Genomic DNA, 14,579 nt, shown 5'->3' with positions numbered 1-14,579 from the left:
CTGCTCGCGCGGGGCGACGGCCTCGATCGAGCCGGTCGGCTGGGTCGCGCCCTGGCCGGCCGTCGCGCCGGCGCCCTGGCCGCCGCGGGTGCGACGACGCGTGCGCGTGCGGGTCGAGCCGTCCGAGCCCTCGGCGGTGCCGGCATCCTGGACCTGCGACGGAGCGACCTGCGCGCCGCCCGATCGGCCGCGGCCGGTGCCGGGGGTGCGGGGCTCGCTGCGCGGCGCCGCGGCGGACGGCTTGAGCCGGCCCTTCGTGCCCGCGGGGATGTCGAGGTCCGTGAAGAGGTGCGGGCTCGACGAGTAGGTCTCGGTCGGCTCGGGCTGGCCGAACTCGAGGGCCTTGTTGATGAGGGCCCACTTGTGCAGGTCGTCCCAGTCGACGAACGTCACCGCGATGCCGGTCTTGCCGGCGCGGCCGGTGCGGCCCGCGCGGTGCAGGTAGGTCTTCTCGTCGTCGGGGATCGTGTGGTTGATGACGTGGGTCACGTCGTCGACGTCGATGCCGCGGGCGGCGACGTCGGTGGCGATCAGGACATCCTTCTTACCGGCCTTGAAGGCGGCCATCGCGCGCTCGCGCTGGTCCTGGTTGAGGTCGCCGTGCACCGCCGCCGCGTTGAAGCCGCGGTCGCCCAGCTCCTCGACGAGCTTCGCCGCCGCGCGCTTGGTGCGCGTGAAGATCACGGTCTTGCCGCGGCCCTCGGCCTGGAGGATGCGCGAGATGACCTCGTCCTTGTCGAGCGAGTGCGCCCGGTAGACGAGGTGCTTGATGTTCGCCTGCGTGAGGCCCTCGTCGGGGTCGCTCGCCCGGATGTGGATCGGCTTCGACATGAAGCGGCGCGCGAGCGCGACGATCGGGCCCGGCATCGTGGCCGAGAAGAGCATCGTGTGCCGGTCCGCCGGGGTCTGGGCGAAGAGGCGCTCGATGTCGCTGAGGAAGCCGAGGTCGAGCATCTTGTCGGCCTCGTCGAGCACCATCTCGCGGACGTCCGCGAGGGACAGGAGGCGCTGCTTGGCGAGGTCGAGGAGGCGGCCCGGGGTGCCGACGACGATCTGGGCGCCGTCCTTGATGGCCTCGATCTGGCCCTCGTAGGCCTTGCCGCCGTAGATCGAGACGACCTTCGTCGGGCGGTTCTTGGTGGCGAGCTCGAGGTCTTCGCTCACCTGCACGGCGAGCTCGCGCGTCGGGACGACGACGAGGGCCTTGACGCCCGGCTCGGGGTCGTCGCCGAGGCGCTGGATGAGCGGCAGGCCGAACCCGAAGGTCTTGCCCGTGCCGGTCTTGGCCTGGCCGATGATGTCCTGCCCGGTGAGGGCGAGGGGGATGGTCTGTTCCTGGATCGGGAAGGCATCCGAGATGCCTTTGTCGGCGAGCGCGGCGACCATGTCGGCCGCGACACCGAGATCGGTGAAAGTGGTCACTGAAAGACTGCCTGTCATTCGATTGCGGAGTTTGCGCCCTTTCGAACCCCAGGCGCACGGTCGCGACTCCACGGCCGCGACGGGCACAGTCTACCCGCGGGTGCCTCGGAACCCGCTCGGTTAGGCTGCACGGTGTGGTGATCCGGTACCTGCGCCGTCGAGGCGGCGACCAGACGCGGCTGCGTCCGCGCGTCGCGGCGACCGTCGACCTCGACCGCGTCGACTTCACCGAGTTCACGCCGGAGCCGGCACGGTTCCTCGGCCAGGCGGCGTGCATCCAGCTCGAATTCTTCGAGGCCCTCGGCCACGCGGTCGCCGGTGCGCCCGGCCTCGCCGAGAAGGAGGCGCTGTCGCGCGTCGCGGGCGTCGCCCTGCGCCGCCACGGCGCGCTCATCGACGAGGTGCGCAAGGCCGGCGGCGATCCCGTCGAAGTGATGGCGCCGTTCGCGGCCGACATCGCGCACTACCGCGAGTCGATCACGGGCGCCGACCAGTGGGAGCTGCTGCTCGGCATCCACGTGACGACAGGCATCCTCGACGACTACTTCCGCCGGCTCGCGGGCGGGCTGCCCGGCGAGCAGGCGGTGCGCGTCGCCGCGATCCTCGCCCCCGATGCGCTCGGCGCGGGCGTCATCGCCGCGCAGCTGCAGGTCGGCATCGAGGCCGAACCCGGACTCGCCGACCGGTTGGCGCTCTGGGGCCGCAGCCTCGTCGGCGACGCCCTCCTGCTCGCCCGGCGCGCCCTGCGCGGTTCCGAGCGGGACGGCGCCGAGCGCGCGGTCGAGCCCGTCTTCACCGAGCTGATCGCGGAGCACACGCGCCGCATGGACGCGCTGGGCCTCACGGCCTGAGACGACGAACGGCCGGATGCTCCGGGGAGCATCCGGCCGTTCGTGCGTTCGTCGTCGCGACCGGCGTCAGGCGACGCCGCTGCCGGGGCGAGCGAGACGCTCGAAGCGGATCTGATCGGCCTGCTCGCGACGCGGGCCGAGGAACAGGTCGACCGCGACCGGCACGGCGATCGAGACGGCGATGGAGATCACCCAGATCCAGCCGCCGTCCCACGCCATGCCGAGCCACGTGAGCGCGACCCAGACGACCGCGGCCGTGGCCGCGCCGATCATCGGCAGCAGCACCGCGCCGTGGAGGGTGCGACGGGGGAGGAACCAGTGGGCGCCGAGCCCGAAGATCGCTCCACCGACCGTGATGAAGAGGAGCTCCATCAGCCGACGAACCCGATGCGGCGGTTCTCCTCGGTGCCGATCTCGACGTAGGCGAGGGCCGCGGACGGGACGACGTAGACGTTGCCCTTCGAGTCGGCCAGGCGCAGCACCGGGGCCGTGCCCGCGACCGCGGCGGCGACCGCCTGCTCGACCTCGGCCGCGCTCGAGTCGGTCTCGAAACCGAGCTCGCGGGGGGAGTTCTGGATGCCGATGCGCACGTCCACGTTGGCCCTTTCTGTCGTTGCTGACCAACCTACGATACGGGCGCACGGCGCTCGCCCGGGTTCGCCCCCGGCGGAACCGTCGGCGGTGCCACGTATCGTTTCGGCCATGCAGCCCGAGACCCTCCCGGCATCCGTCCTGGATGCCTCGCAGCGGCGCGTCCTCGCGCTCGAGGACGGCGTCTCGGCCGCGGTCTTCGGCGCGCCGGGCACCGGCAAGACGACGACCGCGCTCGAACTCGTCGCCGATCGGGTGCTGGGCCGGGGGTACGCGCCGGAGGAGGTGCTCGTGCTCTCGGCGAGCCGCGTGGCGGCGACCGCCCTGCGCGACCGCCTCGCCCTGCGGCTCGGCGTCCCGACGGTCGGCCCGTTGGCCCGTACGGCGAACTCCGTCGCGTTCGACCTCGTGCGCGGGCGGGAGGGCGAGTCGACGATGCTCCTCACGGGCGCCGAGCACGACCGGCTCATCGCGGAGCTGCTCGAGGGCGAGCTCGACTCCGGTGCGGGCGACCGCTGGGCCGAGCCGCTGACGCCCGACGTGCGCCGCCTCCGCGGCTTCCGCACGCAGCTGCGCGATCTCGCGATGCGGGCGGCCGAGCACGCGGTGACCCCGGCCGAGCTCGCCGCGCTCGGGCAGCGCGCCGGCCGCCCCGAGTGGGTCGCCGCCGCGGCCTTCCTCGACGAGTACGCCGACGTGAAGGACCAGGCGCGCGCCCTGCGCTTCGACGCCGCCGAGCTCGCCGCTTACGCGGCCGCGATCGTGGGCGCGAGCCGCGTCGACGCCGAGGCCGCGGCGGCGCTCGGATCGCTCGCACGGCTGCGGCTCGTCGTCGTCGACGACGCCCAGGAGCAGACGGCCGCCGCGGGCCGCATCCTCGCCGCGTTCGCCCAGCGCGGCGTCGCCGTCATCGCGCTCGGCGATCCCGACGTCGCCGCCAACGGCTTCCGCGGCGGTCGGGCCGACCTGCTCGGCGACCTCGGCGCGGTGCTCGGCCTCGGCGACGTGCCGCGGCTGGTGCTCGAGACGGTGCACCGCGGGCGGCCCGAGCTGCGAGCGCTCGTCGCCGGAGTGTCGGCGCACATCGGCACCGCGCTCGGCGGTCTCCACCGGCGTGCGGTCATGGCCGCGGCCGACGACGTGCGCGACGACGCCGTCCCGGCCGACGCCGATCCGCTCGCGCCCGTGCTCGGCATCGAGGCCGTCTCCTCGGGCGTCGAGATCCGCCGCGTCGCCGAGCTCCTGCGCGAGCGGCACCTGCTCGACGACGTCCCCTGGTCGCGCATGGCGGTCGTCCTGCGCTCGGGCGGCGACGTGCCCGCGTTCGAACGAGGGCTCGCGCTCGCCGACGTGCCGACCTCGGCCGGCACGGCCGCTCGGGTCGCCCTGCGCGACGCCCCGGCCGCGGCCGCGCTCGCACTCGTCGCCGAGGTCGCCGTCGGGCGGCGCGCACTCGACGCCGAGGTCGCCGTGCGAATGCTCGTCGGCCCCGTCGGCCGGCTCGACGGTGTCTCGCTGCGCCGGCTCCGGCTCGCCCTCCGACAGGAGGAGCTCGCCGCGGGCGGCGCGCGCACGGGCGACGAACTCCTCGTCGAGGCGCTCTCGGCCGCCGGCCGCTTCGCGACGATCCGCTCGCAGCCGGCGAACCGTGCCGGCCGGCTCGCGAAGGTGCTCGCCGACGCGCGGGCCGTCGCGACCGACGGCGGCACCATCGAGGAGATCCTCTGGGCGATCTGGCAGGGCGGCGGGCTCGCGGGCGAGTGGTCGACGCAGGCCGAAGGCACGGGGCTGCTCGCCGAGGAGGCGAACCGCAACCTCGACGCGGCCGTCGCCCTCTTCGCCGCCGCCGAGCGGTTCGTCGAGCGCAGCCCCGAGTCGACCCCGAGCCGCTTCCTCGGCGAGCTGCTCGAGCCCGACGTACCCGAAGACACGCTCGCACCGCGCGCCGCCGCCGACCGGGTCCTCGTCACGACGCCGGCCGGTCTCGTCGGCCGCGACTTCGACGTCGTCGTGCTCGCCCGCATGCAAGAGGGGGTGTGGCCGAACCTGCGCCCCCGCGGCACGCTGCTGCACGCCGACCGGCTCCCGCTCGTCGCCGCGGCCGTGCGCTCCGGCGCCGAACCGCCAGCGATCGAGACGCCCGCCGAGGTGCGCGCCGCGGTCCGAAGCGACGAGCTCCGGCTCTTCGCGCTCGCGGCCTCGCGCGCGACCCGGCAGCTCGTGCTGACGTGCGTCGCCTCCGAAGAGGAGCAGCCCTCCAAGCTCATGGCCTACGCGACCGAGCGCCCCGCCGGCCGACGCCGCCGACCCGTGCAGCTGCGCGCCCTCGTCGGGGTGCTGCGCGCCGAGGCCGCCGGCGCGGTTCCCGGTGCCGACGGCTCGGAGGCGGTCGCCGCGCTCGCGCTGCTCGCCGAGCAGGGCGTTGCCGGCGCCCACCCGGAGGAGTGGTACGGCCTCCTCGAACCCTCGACGACGGCCCCGCTCGTCGACCTCGATGGCGACCCCGGGGCCGTCGTCGCCATCTCCCCGTCGCAGATCGAGCGGGCCGAGGAATCGCCGCTCGGCTGGTTCGTCGACCGCGTCGCCTCGCCGCCTTCCGGCGTCGCCGCGTCCGTCGGCACGATCGTGCACGCCGTCGTCGAGGCGGCGGCGGCGAAGAACGCCACGAGCATCGACGAGCTCTGGCCCGAGGTCGAGTCGCGGTTCCGTGCGCTCCGGTTCGAGGCGGGCTGGGTCGCGGAGCGCGAGCTCCGCGGAGCCCGCCGCATGGCGGGCGGCGCGGCCGCCTACCTGGCCGACTTCGCCGACGACGAGCGCATCCTGCTCGGCGCGGAGGGCTCGTTCCGGCTGCGCGTCGGCCGGGTCGAGCTGCACGGCGCGATCGACCGCATCGAGACCTCGCCCGACGGCACGACCGTGATCGTCGACGTCAAGACCGGGCGCACCCCGCCGACGGCGACCCAGGTCAAGACCCATGCCCAGCTCGCCGCATACCAGCTCGCGCATCGCGAGGGAGCGCTCGACGAGCTCCTCGAGGCGGGCGTCGCCGAGGCGGCCGAGCGCGGCGACGAGGTGCCGCAGCAGATCCTGGCGGGCGGGGCGAAGCTCGTCTACGTCGCCAAGCCCTCCCGAGGAACGGAGTTCACCGTGCTCACGCAGCAGCCCTTCGACGACGAGGCCGCCGACGGGTTCCGCGAGCGGCTCGAGCACGTCGGCCGGCTCATGGCGGGCTCGACGTTCGCCGGCTCGACCGAGACCGGGCACGGCTCGCTCTTCAGCGCCTGGCACTACCGCGTGCAGGTCGTGCCGGCGGTGAGCGCGTGAGCGGGTTCCTCGGCGCGGCCGAGATCGCCGAACGCGTCGGACAGCATCCGCCGACCGCCGAGCAGCGCGCCGTCATCGAGGCGCCCGCCGACGTGCGCGCCCTCGTCGTCGCGGGCGCCGGTTCGGGCAAGACCGAGACCATGGCGAACCGCGTGGTCTGGCTGCTCGCCAACCGCCATGTCGACGTCCCCGACGTGCTCGGCCTCACCTTCACGCGCAAGGCCGCCGGCGAGCTCGCCGAGCGCGTCCGCAAGCGCACGCAGCAGCTCATCGACCGCGGGGTCGTGCCGGGCCTCGAACTCGACCCCCTCGAGTCCTCGACCGTCGCGACCTACAACTCCTTCGCCGCGACGATCTACCGAGAGCACGCGCTGCGCATCGGCCGCGAGCCGGATGCCGCCGTGCTCGGCGAGGCGGCCGCCTTCCAGCTCGCCCGCACCGTCGTCGCGGCCTCCGCCGACGAGCGGCTCGTCGAGTACGACAAGTCCCTCGACCGCATCACGACGGCCGTGCTCGGCCTCTCGCGTGCGATCGGCGACAACGTCGTCGACAGCCGCGACGTGCGGCGATTCGCCGAGGACTTCCTGGATCTCGGCTCGCTGCCGACCGGGTCGACCCGCGTCAAGGTCGCCTACAAGGACTTCGCGGACGCGCTCGGCGCCGTCTCGGCGCTGCCCGCGCTCGTCGAACTGGCCGACGCGTACGACCGGGCGAAGCAGCTCAAGGGGTTCGTCGAGTTCTCCGACCAGATCGCGCTCGCGCTCCGCATCGTCGAAGGGCATCCCGACGTCGTCGCCGACTACCGTTCCCGCTTCCGCACCGTGCTGCTCGATGAGTACCAGGACACCTCGGTCGTGCAGACGCGGTTGCTCTCGACGCTGTTCGCCGGGCATCCGGTCATGGCGGTCGGCGACCCCGACCAGTCGATCTACGGCTGGCGCGGCGCGAGCGCGGCGAATCTCGCGCGCTTCGGCTTCGACTTCGCGGCAACCGACGCGTCGGGCGACGGCGGCGATGCCGTGACGTTCCACCTCTCGACGAGCTGGCGCAACCCGCGTCGCGTGCTCGACGCCGCGAACGCCCTCATCGCCCCGTTCGCCGCCGACGCGGCGATCGAGAAGCGGGCCCTCGCTCCGTCGCCGTTCGCGGGCGACGGCAGCGTCGAGGCCGGCTGGGCCGAGACGCTCGAAGAGGAAGCCGATCTCGTCGCCCAGTGGTTCCGCGTGCGGCTCGGCGAGCGCCGCGCCGACGAGGAGCCGAAGACGGCGGCGCTGCTCTGCCGCACGTACACGAAGCTGCCCGTCTTCACGGCCGCGCTCGCGCATCATGGCGTTCCGTTCCGCGTGCTCGGCGTCGCCGGGCTGCTCGAACAGCCGGTCGTCGCCGACCTCGTCGCCACGCTCCGCGTGCTGCACGACCCGACCGCCGGAGCGGAACTCCTGCGGGTGCTGGGCGGTGCGCGCCGTCGCATCGGGCCCGCCGACCTCGCCGAGCTCGGGCGGCTCGCGCGACTGCTCGAGGGGCGTGGCCACGACGCGAGCCCGCTCGACCCCGCGGTACGGGCTGAACTGCGCGGCTCGGTCGCCGCCGAGGAGGGCGCCTCGATCATCGACGCGCTCGACTTCGTCGCCGGGGCCGACCCCGAGCACGGCCTGCTCTCGGGATTCAGTCCGGCGGGGCGCGAGCGGTTGCGCACCGCGGGCCTCGAGCTGCAGCACTTGCGGCGACGGGCGGGCCTCGGGCTCGTCGACTTCGTCGGCCTCGTCGTCCACGAACTCCGCCTCGACATCGAGGTCGCCGCGAACCCCGCGCAGGCGCTCGGCCCGGCGAGCCTCGAGGCGTTCGACGAACTGCTCGCGGGCTTCGTCGACGTCGCCGAGCACCCGACCCTCGGCGCCTTCCTCGATTGGCTCATCGAGGCCGAGCACCGCGACCGGTTGAGCCCCCGACTCGAGGACGCCGACCCCGGCGCCGTGCAGGTGCTCTCGATCCACGGTTCCAAGGGGCTCGAATGGAACCTCGTCGCGATCCCGCGCATGGTCGTCGACGAGCTGCCCGGCCGCACCCACTCGGCGCGCGGCTGGCTCTCCTTCGGCGAGCTCCCGGGCCAGTTCCTCGGCGACGCCGCCGAACGGCCCGAGTTCGTGTGGCAGGGGCTCGAGCACCAGAAGGAGTTCGTCGACAACTTCGCCGAGTTCCAGTCGGAGAACAAGCTGCACCATTCCGCCGAGGAGCGACGGCTGGCCTACGTCGGCGTCACCCGCGCGAGCGAAGCGCTGCTCGTCACGGGCTCGTGGTGGTCGTCGCAGTCGCGGCCGCGCGGTCCGGGCGAGTTCCTCCGCGACCTGGCGGTCGCCGGCGTCGTGCCGGTCGATGCGTTCCCGGCGGCGAGCGCCTTCGACGAGAACCCCCGCGAGGGATCGCTGGAAGCCCCCGTGTGGCCGCTCGAACCGCTGGGCCTCCGGCGGGGCGCCGTCGAGGCGGCTGCCGCCGCGGTGCGCGCCGCTGCGGAGGGGCCGACCGGCGCCGGCATCGGTCCCGAGCTCGCGCGCGACCTCGAACTCCTCCTCGAAGAGCGTCGGCGTCGCGACGAGCCGGCCGTGCTCGACGTGCCGACGCGCGTGCCGGCCTCCCGGTTCAAGGACTACGTCGACGACCCGGCCGCTGTGCTGCGCTCACTCGCGCGGCCGATGCCGGAGCGGCCCTACCGTGCGACCCGCATCGGCACGCTCTTCCACTCCTGGGCTGAGCGGCGTTCGCTCGCCGGCGGCAGCCTCGACGCCTTCGACGACGAGTTCGAGCTCGATCTGCTCGAGCCGCTCGACCCCGGCCCGGCCGGGGAGCACGCGGAGGCCGGAGAAGCCGAGGCGGCGGGGGACGCGGAGAACCGCAGCGACCGGATGACCGCGGCGGGCGACGGCGCGGCGACGGGCATCCTCGCCGACCAGGCGCGCATGGATCGGCTGAAGGCGACGTTCCTCGCCTCCGAGTGGGGCCTGCGCAAGCCGGTCGCGGTCGAACTCGAGCTGCACCTGCCGCTCGACGGCACCGTCTTCATCTGCAAGTTGGATGCCGTCTACGAGGTGCCGGCCGACTCGGAGGCCGCGGCGCGGGGCATCCGCTACGAGGTCGTCGACTGGAAGACCGGCCGCGCGCCGACGAGCGCGCGAGATCTCGAGCTCAAGCAGACGCAGCTCGCCCTCTACCGCCTCGCCTACGGGCACTGGGCCGGCGTGCACCCCGACGAGATCTCGGCGGCGTTCTACTTCGTCGACGACGATCGGGTCATCCGCCCCGACGAACTCCAGGGAGAAGCCGAACTGCGTGCGGCTTGGGCTCGGGTCGGCACGGCGATCGGCGGTGCCGAGGCGCTCGACGCGGTCGACGCCGGGCTTCAGCCGGCCGACGGGTCGGAGCGCTCGGTGAGCCCCGTCTGAGTCGGGGGCGTCGCGCCGCGCGCTGCGGTCGGCGTCCCCGCCGCAGCGTCATCGGCAGCATGCCCGGCGGTCTCGCCGTCGGCGTCGCCGGACGCCTGGTCGGCACGCTCGCGGGAGGCATCGCGTTCGTCGCCACCCGAGCGCGCGTCGCCATCGGTCGTCCGAGCCGGCGCAGCGCTCGAGGAGGGACTCGGCGCGTCGGGTGCCGTCGCGTCTGCGCCGGTTCCCGCGGGCGGTGCAGCCGCGGCAGCCGCATCCGGCCCGTCTTCGTTCTCGGGCTCCTCGCCCCAGCCGTCCAGGTCGAGCGGGATCGGCCGCGAATCCTCGGCTCGGTACGTGTCGGGGTCGTCGAAGTCGACGTCCGAGAAGTCGTAGCTGTCGGTGAGCAGCAGCCCGTCGCGCGGCGCCGTGCGGTCCTCGTGCGCCGGGGCGGCGGTGCGCGGGGTGCGATCGAGCAGGTCCTCGACCGCGTCCACGCCGAGGACGGGGCCCGTGTCCGCGCGGAGCGGCTCGCTGCGGTCGGCGTGCACCTCGTCGACGAGCGAGTCGAGAAGGTCGACCGCGTCCGCGACGATCTCGGCGTCGCGCCGGTCGACGCCGTGCAGCAGCCAGCGGGCGAGTTCGAGCTCCCCCCAGAGCAGCGCGCGCTGCGCCATGAGCGCGTCCGCGCCCTCGTCGGCGAGCGTGTAAGCGCTGAGGGCGGCCTCCGCGAATGAACCGCGCGAGGTGAGCATCCAGTGCAGGTCGACGGCGGGGTCCCCGACCTGAAGCGCGTGCCAGCCGATGACGGCCGAGACGTGGTCGCCCTCGACGAGGAAGGAGTCGGCGGTGAGGGCGCCGTTGACGACCGTGGGCTTGAAGCGCCAGAGCGCGTCGTCGTCGACGGCGCGCTCCCAGCGGTTCGCGAGCGCGACGGGCAGTTTGCCGGTGCTCTGGGCCCGGCGCAGCAGCGCCGACGCACGGGCGCGGGTCTCCTCGGCGGTCGCGCGCGGCAGTCCGGCATCCGCGACGAAGGACGGCGGTAGCGCATGCACGGCGGCGATCGCGCGCCCGACCGAGACGGCGAGCGCCTCCGTTTCGGTGAGCTCGTCGGCCGTGCGGCCGGCGCCTGGGAGGAAGTCGTAGACGAGCACGCGGGTCTGCGCGAGCGGTGCCTGCCCGAGCGCCGAGGGCACGTCGAAGGGCAGGCGCGAGCGGATGCCGGGGGTGAACGCACGCAGCGCGACGGCGTCGGCGGACTGCTCGGCCTCGGCGGTCTCGGACCGCGGCGCGCGCACGATGAGCGCCCCGTGATCGGCGGTATCGAGGCGCACGGCGTCGAAGCCGCCGCCCGCGCCGCGCGTGTGTGGCCGGGCCGCTCGGACCTCGAGCCCGGGCACCGCAGCGGTGGCCAACGCGGCTAGAGTGAGTGGGGGTCTGGCCATGGCGAACAGCCTAAGCAGCCTTCCGTTCGAGTCGGCGACCGCCACGCGATCGGCGGAGGACCCGGGTCGACCGGCACCGCCGAGACGATCAGCCCGTCCACGACCGCCGGTCGGGATCAGCCGACCAGGATCAATCCGAACCAGCCCGCGGAGGTCGTCGTGCCCGTTCCATTCGGCACCGACGCGCTGCCGCCGCTCTCCCGGGCTGCGGCCGACCGCGACGAGACCGCCCGCACGGACGCCGCGGCCGTGGCGTTCGAGACCGATCCCGACGCTCGCGTCCTCGTCCTGAGCGAGGGGCGCTCGCTCCTCGCGCTCTCGGTCGACGGTGCGGCGCCCGCGTTGGCGCTGCTCGCCCCGGATGCCGTCCCCGACGCCGTGCTCCGCGGGTACCTCGGACGCATCCCGGCCTCGGCCGACGCGGGCGCCCACGCCGAAGCCGACGCCGACGCCGAAGCCGACGCCGACAAGCGGATGCCCACCCGCCCCGTCGAGGTCCGCATCCTCACCGCCGAGCAGGCGACGGCCCTCGAACCCGATGCGACGCGCTGGGCCTCCCTCCGGGAAGCGAGCGGCCTCGGCCCGCTCGACGCCGGACTGTTCACGCAGTCCCTCGCGCTCGCCAACTGGCACGCGTCCTTCGGGTTCTGCCCGACGTGCGGCGCCCCCTCCGAACCGGTGCAGCGCGGGTGGGCGCGCCGCTGCACGAACGAGGGCAAGCTGCTCTTCCCGCGCACCGATCCCGCGGTGATCGTGCTCGTCGTCGACGACGCGGACCGCGTGCTCCTCGGTTCGAACGCGATGTGGGAGGCGAACCGCTACTCGCTCCTCGCCGGCTTCGTCGAGGCGGGGGAGAGCCTCGAGCAGGCGGTCGTGCGCGAGGTCGCCGAGGAGGCGGGTGTCGTCGTCGACTCGCTCGAGTACGTCGCCTCGCAGCCGTGGCCGTACCCGGCCTCCCTCATGCTCGGCTACGTCGCCCGCGTCACCGCGGCCGAAGCGGAGCGGGCGCGTCCCGACGGCGAGGAGATCCTGCAGGTGCGATGGTTCGCGCGCGAGCAGCTCGCGACCGCCTCGGCCGACGTGGCCCTGCCCGGCCGGGCCTCGATCGCGCGGTGGATGCTCGAGCGCTGGTACGGCGGTGACCTGCCCGACGGGCTGCCCTGGACGAGGCGGAGCGCGTGAGCGCGCTCGGCACCGACGCCGACCTGCTCGACGGGCTCGACGCCGATCAGCGCATCATCGCCGAGGCCCTGCACGGCCCGGTCTGCGTGCTCGCGGGCGCGGGCACGGGCAAGACCCGCGCGATCACGCACCGCATCGCCTACGGCGTGCGCACCGGCACCTACGACCCGGCTCAGGTCATGGCGCTCACGTTCACCTCGCGTGCCGCGAACGAGCTCAAGGGCCGCCTGCACGGACTCGGTGCGGGGCGGGTCGAGGCCCGCACCTTCCACTCGGCCGCGCTCTCGCAGCTCAACTTCTTCTGGCCGAGCGTCGTCGGCGGGTCGGCGCCGAAGGTGCTCGACGGCAAGGCGAGGATGCTCGCGCAGGCGGCCGCGTCGCTGAAGCTGTCCGTCGACACGCCCACGCTCCGCGACGTCGCGGCGGAGATCGAGTGGCGCAAGGTCACCGGTCGTTCGATCGAGCAGTACGCGCTCGCCGGCCGCGGCCCGGTCGGGCGGCTCGGCGTCGAGCAGGTCGCCGACCTCCAGGCCGCCTTCGAACGGCTGAAGGACGAGCGCAAGCAGATCGACTTCGAGGACGTGCTGCTGCTGACCGCCGGACTGCTCGCGCAGGAGCCCGCCGCCGCCATGCACGTGCGCGACCGCTACCGGCACTTCGTCGTCGACGAGTACCAGGACGTCTCGCCGCTGCAGCAGCAGTTGCTCGAGCTGTGGCTCGACGACCGTCGGGAGCTCTGCGTCGTCGGCGACGCGAGCCAGACGATCTACTCGTTCGCCGGCGCGGACTCGGCGTACCTGCTCGACTTCGAGCGCCGTTGGGGTGACGCGCTCGTCGTGCGACTCGAGCGCGACTACCGTTCGACGCCCCCGATCGTCGAAGCAGCGAACAACCTCATGCGCGGCCGGCCCGGCGCACTGCGCCTGCGATCCGCGGCGGTCGAGGCGGACGGCGGCGACCCGGCGGCGCCGGGGGAGGCGGCGATCGACGGGGCGCCGGACGCGGAGCCGTCGGAACCCCGGTCGGCACGTCGGATCCGACGTGGCGCGGCCGCGAAAGCCGCGCCCGACCCCGCCTTCCGCGAGTACGCGGACGAGTTCGCCGAGGCCCGCGGCGTCGCGACGGCCATCCACGCCCTCATCGAGGACGGACTCGCGCCGGAGGACATCGCGGTGCTGTTCCGCGTCAACGCGCAGGCCGTCGTGATCGAGCAGGCGCTCGCGGAGGCCGGCGTCCCGGCCCGGATGCGCGGATCCGCGCGGTTCTTCGACCAGCAGGAGGTCCGGGAAGCAGTGCGTGCGCTGCGCGCCGCGGCGATCGTGCCGGCCGACGAGCCGCTCTTCAAATCGGTGTCCGACGTGCTGCGCTCCCTCGGCTGGACGGTCGAGGCGCCCGACGGGCCCGGCGCGCTCCGCACCCGGTGGGAGTCGCTCAACGCGATCGCCTCGCTCGTCGACCGGGCGGAACCGGGAACGACGTTCCGGCAGTTCGCCGACGACCTGACCGCTCGCGCCGCGGCGAACCACGAACCCACGCTGCCCTCGGTCACGCTCGCGACCCTGCACTCGGCGAAGGGTCTCGAATGGGAGGCGGTCTTCCTGCTCGGCCTCTCCGAGGGATTGCTGCCGATCACCTACGCCGACTCCGAGGCGGAGATCGACGAGGAGCGGCGGCTGCTCTACGTCGGCGTCACGCGGGCACGGCGCCGACTCGAGCTGAGCCGGGCACGACGGAACCTCCGCTCGCGGCAGGAGCCGACCCCGTCTCGCTTCCTGGCAGAACTCGGCATCCGCACCGCGCGTGGGCCTCGGGACGCCGCTCGCTGACCTCGCCGGACTCGGCGAAACGACGCTCGATCGGGAACCCGGTGCCGCGTTGCACGCGGTCGTCGACGACCCCGACCGTTGCCGCGGCGGCGGCGAGGATGACGCGCGGCGACGTGCGCGGCACGGGCACGGCCGGCCCGTGGACCAGTTGGCCGGCGACGGCGGGCCAGGCCCGGTCGGCGTCCATCCGGGTCAGTTCGCGGCAGGCCAGGCACGCGCCGCGTCCGGGTTCGACGAGCGGTCCGACGAGGGCGCCGTGCTCGTCGAGGACGACCGCCAGGTGCGGGACGTCGCGGCGGAGCCACGCGTTCGCGCGGACGGGGCGGATCGTCCAGTCGGCGACGATGACGGCGAGCGCCGGTCGTCGTCCGGGAGCGTCGGGCGAGGCGGCGGAGCCCTGCACCACCTGGGCGCCGCCGGTCTGGAGCGCGTCGGCGACGAGGCGGGCCAAGGGGCCGTCGCCGTCGACCGCGATCCGGGGCCGCCGCGGGCGGCGTCGCCGCGCCGTGCCGCTCGCGACGG

Annotated in this window: 9 protein-coding genes; 5 read left to right on the top strand and 4 right to left on the bottom strand. The window is 74.3% G+C overall.

The annotated features are described in order from the left end of the window. On the bottom strand, window positions 1-1,422 hold a 1,422-nt coding region (locus GB864_RS15910), incomplete at its 3' end, for a DEAD/DEAH box helicase (RefSeq protein WP_419672797.1). 137 nt (window positions 1,423-1,559) lie between these two features. On the opposite strand from GB864_RS15910, the gene GB864_RS15905 reads away from it, so the two are divergent. Then, on the top strand, window positions 1,560-2,273 hold the full coding sequence (locus GB864_RS15905) for a ferritin-like fold-containing protein (protein ID WP_160426681.1): 714 nt from the start codon (window positions 1,560-1,562) through the stop codon (window positions 2,271-2,273). 66 nt (window positions 2,274-2,339) lie between these two features. On the opposite strand, the gene GB864_RS15900 is transcribed toward GB864_RS15905, so the two are convergent. After that, the gene (locus GB864_RS15900; protein WP_160426680.1) at window positions 2,340-2,645 is read right to left on the bottom strand and encodes a hypothetical protein; all 306 of its coding nucleotides are present in this window, start codon (window positions 2,643-2,645) and stop codon (window positions 2,340-2,342) included. After that, the gene (locus tag GB864_RS15895; protein ID WP_160426679.1) at window positions 2,645-2,869 is read right to left on the bottom strand and encodes a DUF3107 family protein; all 225 of its coding nucleotides are present in this window, start codon (window positions 2,867-2,869) and stop codon (window positions 2,645-2,647) included. Before GB864_RS15895 ends, GB864_RS15900 begins: the two co-directional genes overlap by 1 nt. 106 nt (window positions 2,870-2,975) lie before the next feature. Between GB864_RS15895 and GB864_RS15890 the strand changes: the two genes are divergently transcribed. Further along, window positions 2,976-6,188 carry a PD-(D/E)XK nuclease family protein gene (locus tag GB864_RS15890; protein ID WP_160426678.1) on the top strand — a complete coding sequence of 1,071 codons (3,213 nt, stop codon included), beginning with the start codon at window positions 2,976-2,978 and terminating at the stop codon, window positions 6,186-6,188. Further along, on the top strand, window positions 6,185-9,625 hold the full coding sequence (locus GB864_RS15885; RefSeq protein ID WP_160426677.1) for a UvrD-helicase domain-containing protein: 3,441 nt from the start codon (window positions 6,185-6,187) through the stop codon (window positions 9,623-9,625). The genes GB864_RS15890 and GB864_RS15885 overlap by 4 nt, the downstream gene beginning before the upstream one ends. Here GB864_RS15885 and GB864_RS15880 read toward each other — a convergent pair. Further along, window positions 9,583-11,049, bottom strand: a complete 1,467-nt coding sequence (locus GB864_RS15880) for a phosphotransferase (protein ID WP_202107297.1) — start codon at window positions 11,047-11,049, stop codon at window positions 9,583-9,585. The two genes, GB864_RS15885 and GB864_RS15880, sit on opposite strands and share 43 nt — an antisense overlap. Before the next feature lie 159 nt (window positions 11,050-11,208). Between GB864_RS15880 and nudC the strand changes: the two genes are divergently transcribed. Together nudC and GB864_RS15870 are read left to right on the top strand one after the other, a co-directional pair. Next, window positions 11,209-12,231: an NAD(+) diphosphatase gene (nudC, locus tag GB864_RS15875; RefSeq protein WP_160426676.1), complete on the top strand. Its 1,023-nt coding sequence runs from the start codon at window positions 11,209-11,211 to the stop codon at window positions 12,229-12,231. After that, the gene (locus GB864_RS15870) at window positions 12,228-14,057 is read left to right on the top strand and encodes a UvrD-helicase domain-containing protein (protein WP_160426675.1); all 1,830 of its coding nucleotides are present in this window, start codon (window positions 12,228-12,230) and stop codon (window positions 14,055-14,057) included. Before nudC ends, GB864_RS15870 begins: the two co-directional genes overlap by 4 nt. Window positions 14,058-14,579 lie beyond the last annotated feature (522 nt).

It is taken from the genome of Agromyces seonyuensis, assembly GCF_009789225.1.
Taxonomy (GTDB): Bacteria; Actinomycetota; Actinomycetes; order Actinomycetales; family Microbacteriaceae; genus Agromyces; species Agromyces seonyuensis.
This window is presented reverse-complemented; position numbering and strand designations above follow the sequence as displayed.